Below are 14952 nucleotides of genomic sequence, written 5' to 3'. Positions count from 1 at the left end.
GTCAGGCCCCGGCCTCTTCGAGGATGCTCAGCAGCTCATGGCTGGTGCAGCGTCCGGTCGTCCGCACGGTCCGACCATCGTGCATCACCACGACCGTGTCCGCGAGGGCTGCGGCGTCGAGATCGTGCGTGACCATCACGATCATCTGGCCCTCGTCCGCCATCGTCCTCAGAGTCGACAGGACGACCCGCGAGCTCTGCGAGTCGAGGGCGCCGGTCGGCTCGTCGGCGAAGACGATGCCGGGCCGCCGTGCAAGGGCGCGGCAGAGAGCGGTCCTCTGCTGCTCACCTCCCGAGAGCGTTCGCGCCGGCGCACGGCGCCGGTCGCGCAGGCCGAACGATTCCACGAGTCCACCGATCAGGTCGTGCGGCACGGGTGATCGGTCGAGCCTGAAGGGGAGCGCGATGTTCTCCTCGACATCGAGGAAGGGCACGAGGTTGTACTGCTGGAACACGAACCCGATCTGGGCGCGGAGCATGCGAGCGCGATCGGCCGCTGACAGCCTGTTCACGTCCCGGCCGTTGACCTCGACGACGCCGGACGTCGGCCGGTCCAGTCCGCTGAGGCACATCAGGAGAGAGGACTTGCCGGAGCCGGAGCGGCCGACGACAGCGGTGAGCCCGCCCCCTTCCAGATCGATGTCGCAGCCCCGCAGGACGGTCGTCCGCTGCCGGCCTACGGTGATGACCTGCTCGACGGCTCGAGCCTGGAGGGTGGGGATCATGAGCGTTTCTCCTCGACGAAGGTGGGGACGTCTTACTCGTGAGACGCCCGCGATCCACGTCATGCTGGATCGCGGGCGCCCGGTAGCGACTATCAGCAGTTGCCCCACGTGATCGAGCTGGGCCAGCCCGGGCACGGCGAGATGACGCTGAAGGTGCTGACGCGCGCGGCGTCGTGCGCGTCGGCCTCACCTTCGAGGGTCTGGAAATCGAGGATCCGGTTCATGTGATCACCTCCTCTCCTCGTCTCGGGCCGACTCGGTCAGAGTCCGAACGGCAGGGCGGAGCGTCCGGTCTCGAGCTCGTCGAGCGCTGCGAGCACTCCGAGCGAGCCGGTCAGGTAGTCCGACGAGAGTCGGAGGTTCTGGTTGCCGCGGAAGAAGACGCCGGTGTCGTCGAGCACGGCGTGCAGGCGCAGCGACCGGACGTGCGAGCGGAGGACCTCCTCGAGTTCCGCGCTCGGGCGGTGCAGTACGCGGCGGCGGAGGTAGACGAGGAATCCGGACAGACCGTGGGCGAGTGAGGCCTGCGCGCACTGCTGGTAGGACGCGGCGGCGTCGATGGACGCGAGGGGATCGGCGAAGAGCTCCTCGCCCGTGACCCGCCGCAGCTCCAGGATCGCCAGGCCGGGCCCGGTCGAGCCGATCCCCAGGTAAGGAAGAGTCCTCCATCCCTCATCGAACTCGAGAGTGTTGTTCCGGGTGATCGCACAGCGCGCCAGATCGGCGTCGACGGCTCGTATCGCGAGCGTGATGTACAAGTCGTCGCCAGTGGCTTCGTGGAGTCGGGCGAACAGGATCGCGGCCGCAGACCATCCGTGCAGGAGGCCGACGGAGGCTCCTCGGACGTCCTCATCGAGCAGCGTGGTGAGATGGTGGGCCGCCTCCGACGGGCCCCCTCCGTCTGCGAGCTCGGCGAGCCCTGCACCGGCCCACCCCGACCACAGCGTCGGACCTGAAGGGGCGGCCGAGGGCCTGCGGTCGAGGACCTCGAGTGTGCGCGCGAGTCCTGCCTGGCGAGCCGCGTAGCGAATTCCCTCGCGTCCGCAGAGACCACGCGACCGCACCTGGGCCACGCGAGCGGCGAGCCAGTGATCGGCGGCCTCGAGGTCGACATCTCCGGATCGTCCTAAGACAGCGACGACTCCAGCCGCGCCGTAGGGGAATCCGGCACGGTGGTCCGCGCTGTCGCGGGCGAGGACAGGGATGTCTCCGGGAACGACCGGCGAGTCGTCCGTCCACTGAAGCACCGATGCGACACCGCGGGCGATCTGGCCGCGCAGCTGGTCGTCCGAGAGGGCGGCGAGTCGACCGACGTCTTCGTCGATCGACCTCTGACCGGAGGCGGGGAGTACGTCGAGGGTGGAGGTCCTGATCGACCGCAGCACGGCGGGCGGAACCGCGAGATCGTCTGCGGCTGCTCGGAGGAGCTGCTCGATCTTCGCGACGTTGCCCTGGTCGGCGATCGTCGCTTGGGGGAAGAGGAGATCGAGTTCGAGGATGCTGAGCGACCACTCGTCCGCTTCCGTCCCCTTCAGGCCTTCCAGGGGCTCGTAGCCGGGCGCTCCCTGGCGACAACGCCACTCCGGATCCATTCGATGCGCGAACTCGAAGTCGAGGAAGCACGGGTGCGTGCCGTTCCGCATGATGACGTTCTTCGGATGGATGTCGCCGAGCAGCCATCCTGCGCGGTGCACGGAGGCGAGAGCGGCGTCGAGGCGAGCGACGGTCGTGGTCAGCCAGGAGGTGTATGCAGGGTCACCGACGCGCCACGGTGCTGGTCGGAGCAGCGGAGTCCTCGTCATCCATTCGCGCTTCAGATCGTTCCCCTCGATGTGCTCCATGACCAGGTATCGGTGCTCCCAGGCCGTGAAGGATCCGTAGAAGACGGGTACGCAGTCCAGGGACTGCAGATCGACGAGCACCTCCTCCTCATGAGCCAGGCGAGTCACGGCGTCGACTCCGTCGGCGTCCAACCCGGCGTGCGGGCGCGCCTCCTTGAGGACCACGATCGTCCCGATCGGCACGAATTCGTCGGTCGTCGCTTCAGCGAGATAGACTCCACCACCGTTCGAGAAGTGCAGCGCTGAGAGCATCGTGAAGCCGAAGGCGACCTCTTCCTCGTCCTCCGCCCCGACAGTGACGGACTCCGGTAGTGAAGCCCACGGGGGAGGTGTGAATGTCGGCCGCCGGACGTCCTCCACCTCGTTCCCGTCCGGGTCGAGCACCGTCGAGACGAAGCCGCTCTCCGTCTCGGACGGGACGAAGGCGCCGTAACGGAAGTGCACAGGCCCGGACTTCCACCGCCGGTCGGACAGTACGTACGGGCCTCTGAACCCGCGAAGACGGACGTCGAGGTCCTCCAGCGCTCGGGCGAACTCGTCGTCCGAACCGGGATACACGGTGATGAACTTCCCAGCTCCCGCTCGATCGGCGTACTTGCCGTTCTGCATCAGAAGGTGAGAGGTGGTCGAGAGATGCTTGAAAGGCAGTCGGGAGGCGAAGCAGTAGCGTGCAGCAGCGGCGAGGACCTTCTCCGCGTCATCGAGTGTCGACGAGAGGTGGAGCTTCCATCCCTGACGAGGGAGGAGGCAACCGTCCGGCATCCAGTTCCGCCACGGCCGCGACTCCCTCACCTGCCAGTCCTCCGGAGCGAAGGACGCGACGTCGAAGGCGTCGCCATCGATGTCTCCCCCTCCTCGGCGACCGCGTAGAACGGGTTGCCAGGGCGGCAGTACCGGAGATATTCGAGGTCGAGCGGCATCGCTTCCCTTTCCTGTCCGACTTGTCTCGCGGTGCGGGATGCGGCTCCCGGCGCTGACTTCGAGGCTAGGAAGGTCCGCAGTCGACCACCTCCCGCCGAAGTCACGGATGAGGATGACCGGAGTCACGGTGAGGGCGTGACTGCGGTCACGGGTCGGCATCCCGGAGTCGGAGCTACAGTTGTCGACATGGGCTCAACTCCGGAGACGGCGGCGGAGATCTCCGCGCCGTCAGCGGCAGGACACGAGCGGGTCGCGGTCGCGCCGTCCCTGTCGAGCACCGTGGACAGGACCGTCATCGCACTTCAGGCGATCGCCCTGTGCTGCCTCGTCCTGGCAGGGATCCTGGGCGTCGTGGACTCCGCGCAGAGAGGCACGGGTGCAGCGGTCGCGGTCACATGGCTCGCGCTGGTGCCTGTGATCGCCGGGCTCTGGGCCGTCCGGCCCCGACTGATCCGAGCGGGACACGGGGTCGCCGTGACGACGGTGTCCATCGTCGCGGCGACGCCGGTCGTCGTCTTCGGCCGGCTCGATTTCACGATCCCGGTCCTCCTCCTCGTCGTGGCGTTCGCGGTGGTCGACGTCTCGCTCCGCGCAGGGGCGCACGCGATGATCTGGATCGCCTCCGTCGGACTGGCCCTCCATGTCGGGGACGCCGTCGGCTCGGGGAGGGCGCTGCTCTCCGGAGTGCTCGACGGTCTGCTCAACGTGGTGCCCGTGGCCGTGCTGATGTGCTTCGGGATCGCCCTGGGACTCTCTCTTCGCGGCTTCGAGAGCGAGCGATCCGCCGACCAGCGTGTGATCAGGCGGTTGCATCGCGCCTCCGAGACGGAGAAGGAGCTGCTGCTGTCGGACGAGCGCGCCCGGAGCGCACGCGAGCTCCACGACGGCCTCGGGTACAAGCTGACCCTCGTCTCGATGAGTCTCGAGCTCGCCGATCGCCTGCGCCCCGCCGATGCCGAGCAGGCGTGGGCAGAGGTCCGCACGGCTCGATCCACGTCGAGCGAGGCACTCGCGGACATGCGGATGTGGGTGAGAGCGCTCAGCCCCGTCCGGGACGAGGGCGCCCGCGGGCTGGCCGCGCTGGAGCTGATCGCGGAATCCTTCCGCGGCACAGGAGTCACCGTCGATGTGGTCGGCGACACGGCGTCGGATCGTGTCCTCACCAGCGACGACGAGATCGCGCTCGTCATCTACCGGGGCGTCCAGGAAGGGCTGACGAACGCCTTGCGTCACGGCGCTGCCCGCAGTGTCCGCATCGATCTCGAGATTGAGGACGCCCGGCTCGAGCTCTCGATGCTCAGTGACATCGACGCGGGCAGACGTTCTCGTATCCGCGATGGCGAGCCCGTGCTGGGCTTCGGGCTGCGCGGCCTCGACGATCGCGCGACGGCTCGAGGGGGGCGGCTGACGGCGCGGCGCATCGGCGACCGGTTCCTCCTGCGCCTCGCGATCCCTCTCGGACGCGGCGGCGGGGGACACGAGGGGTGCGCTTCGTGACGGAGACGACGCCTAGGCGAGTGCTGCTGGTGGAGGACCAGCAGATGATCCGCCGCGGGCTGGTCATGCTTCTCTCGACGGTCGAGGGGGTCGAGATCTCGGCCCAGGCCGAGGACGGACAGGTCGCTCTGCAGATTCTGCGCTCGACGGAGGTGGACGTCGTCGTCACCGACGCGCGGATGCCGGTCATGGACGGAGTGGAGCTCGCTGCCGAGTGCGCGCGGCGGCACCCTAATCTGCCCGTCCTCCTTCTGACCACCTTCGACGACCACGCGCTCGTCCAGGAGGCCCTGGCCGCAGGAGCGTCCGGATTCCTCCTCAAGGACACCTCGGTGGAGGGACTCGTCCTGGCGCTCGACGCCGTGATCGCCGGCGGCATGGTGATCGATCCGCGCGTCGCCCGCCCGGCCGTCCAGCCGGGCCGCACCGGCGAGAGCCCGTTCACGCTGCTCACGCGGAGTGAGCGGGTGGTCGCCGAGCTGGTGGCGGTGGGGAGCACGAACCGGGAGATCGCCGCCGCACTCGTGCTCGCGGAGGGCACCGTCAAGAACCACGTGTCCTCGCTCCTGCGCAAGCTCGGGGCTCGGGATCGCACCGCCCTCGCGCTCACGCTCCACACGGCTCTCCACCCGGACGGCGTCCGACCGCCGGCCCGGTGCAGGCCTGGCGCCTCGTCCGCGCGATGCCGGCCCGCCGCCTATCCTTGAGGGCGATGTCGAACTCCCGCGCCGAGGCCGCCTACCTGCGCTCCCTCGGCGCCTTCCGGACGCCGACCCTCGATCTCCTCCACGGCCGCTACGCGCCGTTCGTCGTCGCCGCCCTGTCGCTCGTGTTCACCGTCGACCGGCAGGCCGTGGCGGTCGCCGACGCGCACGCCGAGGTGGGGGAGCTGCTCGAGGAGCTGCGCTCGGCCGGGTACGACGAGGGCGAGCGCGCTCTGCCGAGCGGCACGGCGCGCGAGGTGTGCCGCTACTGGGTCCGCGTCGGCTGGCTCGTGCCGCAGATCGAGGGCGAGGCCGAGGTCTACCGGCTGAGCGCCCACGCCGTGAGCGCCCTCGAGATCACCGGGCGCACCGGAGGTGGACGCACGCGCGTCTCGAACTCGCGGGTGCGCACCCTGCTGGAGGCGGTCGAGCGGCTGGCCGCGGACGTCGATCCCGACCCGGAGGCCCGCCTCTCGCGGCTCCGCGAGGAGCGGGCGCGCCTGGACGCCGAGATCGCCGCCCTCGAGGAGGGCGCCGGTCTCGAGCCGGCCGACGACGAGCAGCTCCTGGAGGAGGCCGAGAACGTGGTGCACCTCGCCCGCGAGCTGCCGGCCGACTTCGCGCGGGTGGCGGAGTCGATCAAGGCGATGCAGCGCGACGTGGTCGCGGACCTGCGCCGCGACGTCCGTCCGACCGGCGAGGTGCTGCGGGAGTACCTCGAGCGCGGGCAGCACGTGATGCAGGCCACCAGCGAGGGCCGTGCGTTCGCCGGAGCCCTCCGCCTCCTGGGCGACCCCGAGCGGATCGATGCGCTCGCCGATCAGCTGCACACCGTGCTCGTGCAGCCGTTCTCCCGCCTGATGGACCCGGCCCAGCGCGGGGAGCTGGCCGCGATCGGCCGCCGGGTGGAGCTGGGCGTGCAGGAGGTCCTGACCGCGCAGCGTCGCGCGTCCCACGTCATCACGGGCCAGGTCCGCACCCACGATCCCGCTCGCGACCGCCAGGTGGACGAGCTGCTGCGCGACGTGATGGCGGGGCTCCAGGAGTGGACGGGCGGGATCTCGCCGGACGCGCCGGTCACGCCTCTGCGGCACCTGCCCGTCGCCGGGATCGGCCACCTGCGCCAGACCCTGGGAGACGTGCGTCCGGCCGGCGGGCCGGCGCCCCTGGCCGGAGACGACGGCGACGCCGAGTTCGTCGGCGACGACAGCCGGGCCTGGGGCGGTCCCCGCTACGCGGAGCTGGAGGCCTACGTGGCGGAGCTCGGCGACGAGTTCGATCTGGCGGACGCGTTCAGCGCGGCTCCGGAGGACACGCGACGGCCCGTCGACCTGCTCGGGCTGCTCGAGATCGCGCACCGGACGGGCCTCGTCGACCGCGACGGCTACTCCGTCGTGAGCACGCGCCGACCCGACGGGACCGTGCGCCGCTTCGCCTTCGGATCCGTGACCGCCCGCACCGAGGAGGAGACCGACGATGAGTGACACCCTGGCGACCGACGGGCCCGCCGCCGATCCGTTCATCGCGCCCGTGTCGATGGAGGAGGACCCCGACGAGCTCTTCCCCGGCGACCGCGGCGTCCTCGACACCGAGGTGCGCCGGGTGCTCGTGCACGTGCTGCAGCGACGCTTCCTCCTGGCCGACCGCCACCGCGAGCAGTGGGCCGTGCTCCAGGAGCACCGGCAGCTGATCGAGTCGCGGCTGAACGACCTCTTCGTGCGGCTCGTCGTCGACCACGAGCGCGGGGTCGCCTACAAGCAGCAGGTGCGCTCCGACGAGGTCGAGATGCCGGTGCTGCTGCGCGACCTCCCCTACACCCGCGCCGAGACGCTGGTCCTGGTGCACCTGCGCACGGTCCATCAGCGGGAGTCGGCGGCCGGCGAGGCGTCGGCGCGCGTGGACGTCGAGGAGGTCGAGCAGACGGTGCTCAGCTACTTCGCCGACGCCGAGCGCGACACCGCCCGCCGGCAGCGCATGGTCCGCAAGGCGCTGGAGCGGCTCGGCCGCGACGGCATCGTCGACGAGGAGTCCGCAGGGCGGTACCGGATCAGCCCGATCGTGGAGATCGTGCTGAGCGCGCCGAAGCTGCGGGAGCTGAGCGACTGGCTGCGCGGGCGGGCGGGCGAGGCCGCTTCCTCGGTGGTCGCAGACGCGGCGCCCGCCGAGGAGCCCGGCTCGGACGACCCGGAGCAGGCGGACGACGACGCGCTCGAGGGCGACGGCCTCGACGAGGACGCGGACCCGCCCACGGACGGCGTCCTGCCCGGAGCCGATGTCGCGGACGACGAGCCGTTGGACGACGAGCCGACCGACGACGACACCCCCGACCCGGAGGACGACCCCCGATGACGATGCTCGACACCCTCTTCGGCCTGATCCCCGCCGCCTCCCGCGGTCAGCAGTGGCTCGCCGAGGACCTGCAGCTGGTCAACTGGGGCGGCTACGACGGCGCCCACCGGGTCCGCTTCGCGCCCGGCGCCACGCTCCTCTGCGGCGGCTCCGGCTCCGGCAAGTCCACGCTGATGGACGCCTACATCGCCCTGATGATGCCGCACACCACGCCGTTCAACGGCGCCTCGAACGGCGGAGTGACGGGCCGTCCGCGCGGCGAGGACCAGCGGAACATCCTCTCCTACGCGCGCGGCAAGCTCGACGAGTCGCGCACGGACGAGGGCACGACCATGCGCGTCCTGCGCGGCGACGGAGTCGACACCTGGACCGCCGTCGCGATGACCTGGGTCGACCACGACGGTTCGCGCTTCAGCGCGGTCCGCGCCTGGTATGTCCCGGCCGGCTCCCGGGTGCTCGAGGAGACCGTGCGGATCCGCGCGAGCGCCGAGGGCCCGGTCGACCTCGCCGCGCTCGACCGGGCGGCGGCGCACCGCTTCTCCGACGCGTCGCTGCGCGCGGCGGGCCTGGATCCGCTCGGCACCGACCGCGAGTTCTCGGCGCGTCTGCACGCGGTGCTCGGCATCGGAGCGGCGGGAGCCGGATCGAAGGCGATGAGCCTGCTCGCCCGCATCCAGGCCGGTCAGCAGATCACGACCGTCGACGACCTCTACAAGCGGCTCGTGCTCGAGGAGCCCGAGACCCTGGCCTCCGCCGACGCGGTCGTCGCCCACTTCGACGAGCTCGAGAGCACGCGGCAGCGGATGCTCACCGCGCGCCAGCAGGTCGCGGCACTCGAGCCGTTGCGGGGTTTGCGCCTGCGCATCGCCGCGTCCGCGGAGCGCGTGCGCCTCATCGACGCGCTCGGGGAGTTCGATGCCCCGGTGTCGCCGGCGGCCCTGTGGCGCGCTGAGCAGCGCCTCGGCCTGCTGCGCGACGTCGAGGTCGAGCTGCGCGAGCGCACCCGCGCCGTCGACGCCGTGCTCCGCGAGAAGCGGGCGCTCGCCGAGGCGGCGGAGTCGGAGCGGGACGGGCTCGCCGAGGTGCTGCGGGCCTCCGGCGGCGACCGCCTCGAGACGGCCCAGCGCGAGCTCCGCGAGGTGGAGCGGCGGCTGGGAGCGGCGCGCGAGAACCGCGCCCGGCTCGAGGAGGACCTGCGCGCTCTCGGCGAGCCGGAGACCACCCGCGAGCGGTTCGAGGCGGTGCTCGCCCGGGCGGCGAGCGCGGCCGACGCCAAGCGCAGCACCCGTGCGGCCTGGTCGGACGCGGTCGCCGAGCGGAAGGCCGCGGCGCGCGAGCTCGCCGAGCTCGAGGCGGAGCAGCGCTCGGCCTCGGACCGTCGGGACAGCATCCCCCGGCCTCTGCACGAGGCGCGCGAGCGGATCGCGGAGGCAGCCGGCCTCACCGCCGACGACCTGCCCTTCGTCGGCGAGCTGGTCGAGGTGCGTGCCGAGTTCGAGCCCTGGCGCGAGGCGTTCACGCTCGCCCTCGGCGGCTTCGCGACGACGCTGATGATCGACTCCGCCCACCTCGACCGCTTCCGCCGCGCCATCGACTCCCTCCGGCTCCCGGTCCGGCTCCGCTACGAGGGCGTGGAGACCGGGCTCGAGGAGGTGCGGGGCCTCGACCCGCAGACGCTGCCCGGGCGCCTCGACTACCGCGCCACCGCCTTCACCGGCTGGCTGCAGGACCGGCTCGAGGACCGCTTCGGCTACGTGTGCGTCGACAGCGCTGCGGAGCTCGGGCGCCACCGGCTCGCCCTGACCCTCACCGGTCAGCTCTCGCAGGGGCAGCGCGGTGCGCACGGCGGCCACGGCGCCGCGAACGTCCTCGGCTTCTCCAACACCGGTCGTCTCCGCGAGCTGAACGCCCTGGTCGAGGCGGCCCGGGCCCGCAGCGCGGCGGCCGTCTCGGCGGCGTCGGCGGCGGAGGAGGCCCTCGATGCGCTCGACGACCGGATGACGCGCCACGCCCGCCTCGCGCTGGTGAGCTGGGAGACGGTCGACGTCGAGTCGCTGCTCGCCGAGCAGGAGCGCTGGGAGGCGGTCGGCGCCGAGGCGGCGGAGGCGAACCCCGAGCTCGCCGGGCTGCAGGAGCAGATCGACGGGCTGCGCGGCCGCCTCGAGCGCCTCCGCCAGGAAATCGCGCGCGCCGGTGTGGAGCGCGAGCGGATCGAGGCGGAGTGGGCCGTCGTGGTCGACGACGTCGACGCGAGCCAGGCGGTTCTCGATGCGGCGGAGCAGGCAGGACGCGAGCTCGACGACGACCAGCGCGCCTTCCTCGACGCCCGGTTCACGCTGACCGAGGCCGCGGCGTCCGGCAGCGCCTCGGACGTCCTGGTCCGCTTCGACGCAGCGCTCGCCACGGCAGCGCAGCGACTGGCGGAGGACCGCCGCTCCGCGGCCGAGGCGCACGAGCAGCAGCGCGAGAGCGCCGGCCGGATCATGGCCGGCTTCCTCGACCGCTGGCCGAACCCCAACCTGCTCGCGGACCCCGAGGCGTCCGCGGGCGACTTCGAGCGGCTGCTCGACGCCCTCGAGACCAGCGGCCTGCACCGGCTCGAGACCGAGTGGCGCGACAGCCTGCTCACGCTCTCCGGCAACGACCTCACGAGCTTCGACTCCACGCTCGGCCGCTCGCTGCGGGAGATCCGCGAGCGGATCGAGCCGATCAACGTGATCCTGCAGGATCTGCCGTTCTACGACGACGGCCACCGCCTGCAGATCACGACGCGCGAGAACCAGTCGGAGGTGCGCCGTCGCTTCCGCCGCGAGCTCCGCGAGGTGCGCGCGCAGATCCAGGCCGTGTCCGCGGAGGAGGAGCGCGAGCAGGTCTACCGGCGGATGTCCCGGCTCATCCAGCGGCTGCGGCGCACCGCGCCCGACTTCGGCGACCTCGTCGACGTCCGCAACCACGTCCGGGTCAGCGCCGAGCGCGTGGACGCCGTCACCCGAGCGCACGTTGCGCTGTACGACCACATCGGCGAGAAGTCCGGCGGGGAGTCGCAGGAGCTGATCGCCTTCATCGTCGGAGCGGCGCTGCGCTATCAGCTCGGCGACGCGGGAGCAGACCGCCCCCGGTACGCCCCGGTCTTCATGGACGAGGCGCTGATCAAGGCCGACGCCCACTTCACCAAGCGGGCGATCGGTGCGTGGCGCGGTCTCGGCTTCCAGCTCGTGATCGGCGCCCCGAACGACAAGTACAGCGCGATCGAGCCGCACGTCGAGGTGGAGTACGACATCCTCAAGGACACGCGCGGACGCTCCTGGGCCAGGCCGAAGGTGGGCCTGGCCCCCTAGGGCTGCGTGCCGATCTTCGCGTGGCTGCGCGAGTAGGCGAAGTAGATCGCGAAGCCCACGGCCAGCCAGATCAGGAAGCGCAGCCAGGTCTCGATCGAGAGGTTGAGCATCAGGTAGGTGCAGATCAGGGCCGAGAGCAGCGGGAGCCACGGGTTCAGCGGGACCCGGAAGCCGCGCTTCAGGTCGGGCCGCTTGCGGCGCAGCACCACGACGCCGACCGAGACCAGCACGAACGCCGAGAGCGTGCCGATGTTGACCATCTCCTCGAGCACGCCGATCGGAGTGAGCCCGGCGAGCAGCGCGACGACGATGGTCACGACCACGGAGGTGAACCACGGCGTGCGCAGGCGCGGGTGGACGGTGGCCAGGCGCTGGGGGAGGAGCCCGTCGCGCGCCATCGCGAAGATGATGCGCGTCGCTCCGATCAGCAGCGTCAGCACGACGGTGGTCAGACCGGCGACGGCGCCGGCCGAGATGACCGTCGCCATCCAGGTCTGCCCGTGGTAGGCGAACGCATTGGCGAGCGCGGCCGACGGGTCGAGCTCGCGGTAGGGGACCATGCCGGTCACGACGAGGGCGACGGCGCAGTAGAGGACCGTGCAGATGATCAGCGAGGCGATGATGCCGATGGGCAGGTCGCGCTGGGGGCGGCGGGTCTCCTCCGCGGTCGTCGCGACGACGTCGAACCCGATGTAGGCGAAGAACACCAGGGAGGCGCCGGCGATGATGCCGCCGACGCCGAACGTGGCCGGCTCGATGCCCGAGAGGAACTGGAGCAGCGGCTGGGTCAGACCGGACGCGGACTGCGAGGGCTCGGCGGCGGGGACGAACGGGGTGTAGTTGGCGGTGTTCACGAACTGCAGGCCCGCGATGATGACGAACAGGACGATGAACAGCTTGATCGCGACGAGCACCAGGTTGACGCGCAGCGATTCCTTGATCCCGAAGGTCATCAGCGCGCCGAGCGCGAGGACGAGCAGGATCGCCGGCACGTCGACCACGCCGCCGTAGGTGAGCGCCGGCGGGAGAGTCACTCCCAGCTGCTGCAGCAGCGACCCGAGGTACGCGCTCCACCCCTGCGCGACCACGCTCGCTCCGAGGAACAGCTCGAGGATCAGGTCCCAGCCGATGATCCAGGCGAAGAGCTCGCCGAGGGAGGCGTAGGAGAAGGTGTAGGCGGAGCCCGATACCGGGACCGTGGAGGCGAACTCGGCGTAGCACATGGCCGCGAGGGCGCAGGCGAATGCGGCGACGACGAAGCTCAGGACGATCGCCGGTCCGGCGATGTCGTGGGCGGCGCGGCCGGTGAGGGTGAAGATGCCGGCGCCGATGACGACTCCGACGCCGAAGACCGTGAGATCGAGCGCGGTCAGCGACTTCTTGAGCTTGTACTCGGGCTCATCGGTGTCGGCGATCGACTGCTCGACGGACTTGGTGCGGAGGAGGCTCACGGTGGTTCTCTCTGTGGGCTGCGGGGTGGAGGCGCGAGGGCCACTGGGGAGGATAGCGGTGCGGGCGCCTCTGCCGCGCCGGGCGTCGCGCGAGTACGCTTCCCGGCCATGAGCAGGATCTTCTCCGTGGCGTTCGCCGACGTGCACCCCCTCTACGTGGCGAAGGCGGAGCGCAAGGGCCGGACGAGGGAGGAGGTCGACGAGGCGGTCCGCTGGCTCACCGGCTTCTCGGACGAGGAGCTGGCCCGGCACCTCGAGAGCAGGACGACCTTCGAGGAGTTCTTCGCGGAGGCGCGCCTGCCTCCGCAGGCCTCGGCGATCACGGGAGTGATCTGCGGCGTGCGAGTCGAGACGATCGAGGATCCGCTGATGCAGCGCATCCGGTACCTCGACAAGCTGATCGACGAGATCGCGAAGGGACGGCCGATGGCGAAGGTGCTGCGGGCTCCCGCGGCCGGCTGAGCCGCCGGCCCCGGACGCTCCTCCACAGGCGCCGGTCCGCCCCGGTTCTCCCCGGTCCGAGCCTGCGGGATCCTGCACCGCCGGCGACGCGAGCAGGGTGTCGGACATGACATCCACACAGCGAACCCCTGCTCCTCCGTCCCGCCGCCGCGATCCCGAAGTCCTGCGGGCGAGCGCGATCCAGGACCTCCTGGCGGCCGTCCCCTCCATCATCGGCATCCGTCCGGAGGAGTCCGTCGTGGTGGTGCCGTTCCTCGGCACGCGCGCCGGGGGAGGCTTCCGGATCCCGCTCCCGGAGACGCTGCGCGGGATGGAGGCGGAGGCGCTGGCGGGCGGCTGCGCGGCCATGATGGAGACGATGCCGCGGGCCACCGGTGTGCTGGTGGTGGTCTGCACCCGTGCGGGCTACGCCGAGGAGCGGGGGATCCCGCATCTCGACCTCGGCCACGCGGTGCTCCGGCGCCTGGAGCGCACGCGCCTGGACATCATCGCCGTGGCCTGCATCGCCGCCGACGGATGGGGGCGCTACACGGACGCCGAGGAGTGCCGCAGGCCACGTCCGCTCCTCGAGATCGAGCGGAGCGAGACCGGCGTCCTCGCCCGAGCGGTGGCCGATGAGCCTCTGGACATCGACGCGCTCTCCGTGCTGCCGCCGGTCGTCGAGGAGGATCGCGCGCTCGTCGCGGAGGTGCTCCGCCGGCCGCCCCTGGTCGGCGACACGGAACGGCTCGTCGAGCGCTGGCTCAGCGGACCGCGGGACGTCCGCCGCGAAGGACTGATCGTGCGGACCCTGCAGTCGCCGCCCCTCCGCGACCGGGTGACCGTGCAGATCGCGCGGAGCCCGCAGGGAGGAGTGGGAGTGCCGCCCGGCGCGGTGGGCGACGCCCGCGCCGGAACGGACGACGACCACGACCTCGAGCTGTCGGCCCTGCTGCTCGGCAGCGGGCGTGCTCCGGAGCGCGGCCGTCTGGCGCGGGCGACCGGGCTCCTCGCCCGCGCCGCCGCGCTGGCGCCGGAGGAGGCGCGCTCCTCCGTGCTCACCGTTCTCGCGTGGTGCTGGTGGGCGAGGGGAGTCTCGAGCCTCGCGGGGCTCCACCTCGACGAGGCGCTGCGGCTCGACCCCGACGACTCGATGGCCCGGCTCTACGCCTCGCTGTTCGCGGCCCGCCCCCTGCCGGACTGGGTGCTCGCGGCCGCTGCCGAGGCCCTCGACGCCGCGAGCGCCTGAGGTCGGGCGCCGGTCGGTGCGCTCGCCCCGGAGACGGATGCTCTTGCGCGGGGGAGGGGACGGCCCTAATGTGCAACCACATGGTTGTACGAATGGACGCCGACATCGACCTGCTCTTCCGGGCGCTGGCCGACAGCACCCGCCGCGACATCGTCGCCCGGGTGCTGGTCGGCGAGCAGTCCGTCTCCGCACTCGCGGCGCGCTACGAGATGTCGTTCGCGGCGGTGCAGAAGCACGTGGCCGTCCTCGAGCGGGCGGCACTCGTCCGCAAGCGGAGGAGGGGGCGGGAGCAGCTGGTGCAGGGCGAGGTCGCCGCAGTGCGGCAGGCGTCGCGCCTGCTCGACGCCTACGAGCAGCTGTGGGCGGGGAGGATCGACCGCATGTCGGACCTCCTCGACGAGGAGTGACACCTGCGAGCCGACCGGCGCGCGGGATCT

General features: G+C 71.6%; 12 protein-coding genes. 8 read left to right on the top strand and 4 right to left on the bottom strand.

From position 1 onward, the window contains the following. Window position 1 precedes the first annotated feature (1 nt). The 3 genes from C5C74_RS06135 to lanKC all read right to left on the bottom strand — a co-directional run bounded on the left by C5C74_RS06135 (window position 2) and on the right by lanKC (window position 3645). The gene (locus tag C5C74_RS06135) at window positions 2–724 is read right to left on the bottom strand and encodes an ABC transporter ATP-binding protein (protein ID WP_104225415.1); all 723 of its coding nucleotides are present in this window, start codon (window positions 722–724) and stop codon (window positions 2–4) included. Between the two features lie 92 nt (window positions 725–816). After that, complete coding sequence (locus C5C74_RS17770; protein ID WP_258059251.1) at window positions 817–948, bottom strand: hypothetical protein; 132 nt, start codon at window positions 946–948, stop codon at window positions 817–819. Window positions 949–984: 36 nt separating this feature from the next. Continuing rightward, window positions 985–3645 carry a class III lanthionine synthetase LanKC gene (gene lanKC, locus C5C74_RS06130; RefSeq protein WP_146083012.1) on the bottom strand — a complete coding sequence of 887 codons (2661 nt, stop codon included), beginning with the start codon at window positions 3643–3645 and terminating at the stop codon, window positions 985–987. Between the two features lie 27 nt (window positions 3646–3672). On the opposite strand from lanKC, the gene C5C74_RS06125 reads away from it, so the two are divergent. Genes C5C74_RS06125 through C5C74_RS06105 form a run of 5 tightly spaced genes read left to right on the top strand, consistent with a single transcriptional unit; the run spans window position 3673 to window position 11374 of the window. Next, window positions 3673–4983 (top strand): sensor histidine kinase, encoded by a 1311-nt coding sequence (locus C5C74_RS06125; RefSeq protein ID WP_104351155.1) that lies wholly within the window; start codon window positions 3673–3675, stop codon window positions 4981–4983. After that, window positions 4980–5690, top strand: a complete 711-nt coding sequence (locus C5C74_RS06120; RefSeq protein ID WP_258064105.1) for a response regulator transcription factor — start codon at window positions 4980–4982, stop codon at window positions 5688–5690. Before C5C74_RS06125 ends, C5C74_RS06120 begins: the two co-directional genes overlap by 4 nt. A 5-nt stretch (window positions 5691–5695) precedes the next feature. After that, window positions 5696–7171: a DUF3375 domain-containing protein gene (locus C5C74_RS06115; protein WP_104340100.1), complete on the top strand. Its 1476-nt coding sequence runs from the start codon at window positions 5696–5698 to the stop codon at window positions 7169–7171. Next, the gene (locus C5C74_RS06110; RefSeq protein ID WP_104351154.1) at window positions 7164–8036 is read left to right on the top strand and encodes a DUF4194 domain-containing protein; all 873 of its coding nucleotides are present in this window, start codon (window positions 7164–7166) and stop codon (window positions 8034–8036) included. Before C5C74_RS06115 ends, C5C74_RS06110 begins: the two co-directional genes overlap by 8 nt. Then, window positions 8033–11374 (top strand): ATP-binding protein, encoded by a 3342-nt coding sequence (locus C5C74_RS06105; RefSeq protein ID WP_104351153.1) that lies wholly within the window; start codon window positions 8033–8035, stop codon window positions 11372–11374. Before C5C74_RS06110 ends, C5C74_RS06105 begins: the two co-directional genes overlap by 4 nt. Here the strand turns inward: C5C74_RS06105 and C5C74_RS06100 are convergent. Next, on the bottom strand, window positions 11371–12825 hold the full coding sequence (locus C5C74_RS06100) for an amino acid permease (protein ID WP_104351152.1): 1455 nt from the start codon (window positions 12823–12825) through the stop codon (window positions 11371–11373). The two genes, C5C74_RS06105 and C5C74_RS06100, sit on opposite strands and share 4 nt — an antisense overlap. Window positions 12826–12933: 108 nt before the next feature. Between C5C74_RS06100 and C5C74_RS06095 the strand changes: the two genes are divergently transcribed. The 3 genes from C5C74_RS06095 to C5C74_RS06085 all read left to right on the top strand — a co-directional run bounded on the left by C5C74_RS06095 (window position 12934) and on the right by C5C74_RS06085 (window position 14922). Further along, window positions 12934–13287 carry a DUF2200 domain-containing protein gene (locus C5C74_RS06095; protein WP_104222536.1) on the top strand — a complete coding sequence of 118 codons (354 nt, stop codon included), beginning with the start codon at window positions 12934–12936 and terminating at the stop codon, window positions 13285–13287. Between the two features lie 106 nt (window positions 13288–13393). Further along, complete coding sequence (locus tag C5C74_RS06090) at window positions 13394–14515, top strand: DUF4192 family protein (protein WP_146083011.1); 1122 nt, start codon at window positions 13394–13396, stop codon at window positions 14513–14515. Window positions 14516–14607: 92 nt separating this feature from the next. After that, window positions 14608–14922, top strand: coding sequence for an ArsR/SmtB family transcription factor (locus tag C5C74_RS06085; protein WP_374953497.1), 315 nt, complete (start codon window positions 14608–14610; stop codon window positions 14920–14922). The last annotated feature ends 30 nt before the right edge of the window (window positions 14923–14952 follow it).

Source organism: Rathayibacter sp. AY1E8, from assembly GCF_002931415.1.
Taxonomy (GTDB): Bacteria; Actinomycetota; Actinomycetes; order Actinomycetales; family Microbacteriaceae; genus Rathayibacter.
The sequence above is the reverse complement of the archived record's forward strand: the minus strand, read 5'-3'. Positions and strand labels throughout refer to the sequence as shown.

What these genes read in the sequence shown, in the direction of transcription:
- C5C74_RS17770 (WP_258059251.1), bottom strand. Translation starts at nt 948, where the DNA reads ATGAACCGGATCCTCGATTTCCAGACCCTCGAAGGTGAGGCCGACGCG.
- C5C74_RS06115 (WP_104340100.1), top strand. Translation starts at nt 5,696, where the DNA reads ATGTCGAACTCCCGCGCCGAGGCCGCCTACCTGCGCTCCCTCGGCGCC.
- C5C74_RS06090 (WP_146083011.1), top strand. Translation starts at nt 13,394, where the DNA reads ATGACATCCACACAGCGAACCCCTGCTCCTCCGTCCCGCCGCCGCGAT.
- C5C74_RS06095 (WP_104222536.1), top strand. Translation starts at nt 12,934, where the DNA reads ATGAGCAGGATCTTCTCCGTGGCGTTCGCCGACGTGCACCCCCTCTAC.
- C5C74_RS06125 (WP_104351155.1), top strand. Translation starts at nt 3,673, where the DNA reads ATGGGCTCAACTCCGGAGACGGCGGCGGAGATCTCCGCGCCGTCAGCG.
- C5C74_RS06110 (WP_104351154.1), top strand. Translation starts at nt 7,164, where the DNA reads ATGAGTGACACCCTGGCGACCGACGGGCCCGCCGCCGATCCGTTCATC.
- C5C74_RS06105 (WP_104351153.1), top strand. Translation starts at nt 8,033, where the DNA reads ATGACGATGCTCGACACCCTCTTCGGCCTGATCCCCGCCGCCTCCCGC.
- C5C74_RS06085 (WP_374953497.1), top strand. Translation starts at nt 14,608, where the DNA reads ATGGACGCCGACATCGACCTGCTCTTCCGGGCGCTGGCCGACAGCACC.
- C5C74_RS06135 (WP_104225415.1), bottom strand. Translation starts at nt 724, where the DNA reads ATGATCCCCACCCTCCAGGCTCGAGCCGTCGAGCAGGTCATCACCGTA.
- lanKC (WP_146083012.1), bottom strand. Translation starts at nt 3,645, where the DNA reads ATGCCGACCCGTGACCGCAGTCACGCCCTCACCGTGACTCCGGTCATC.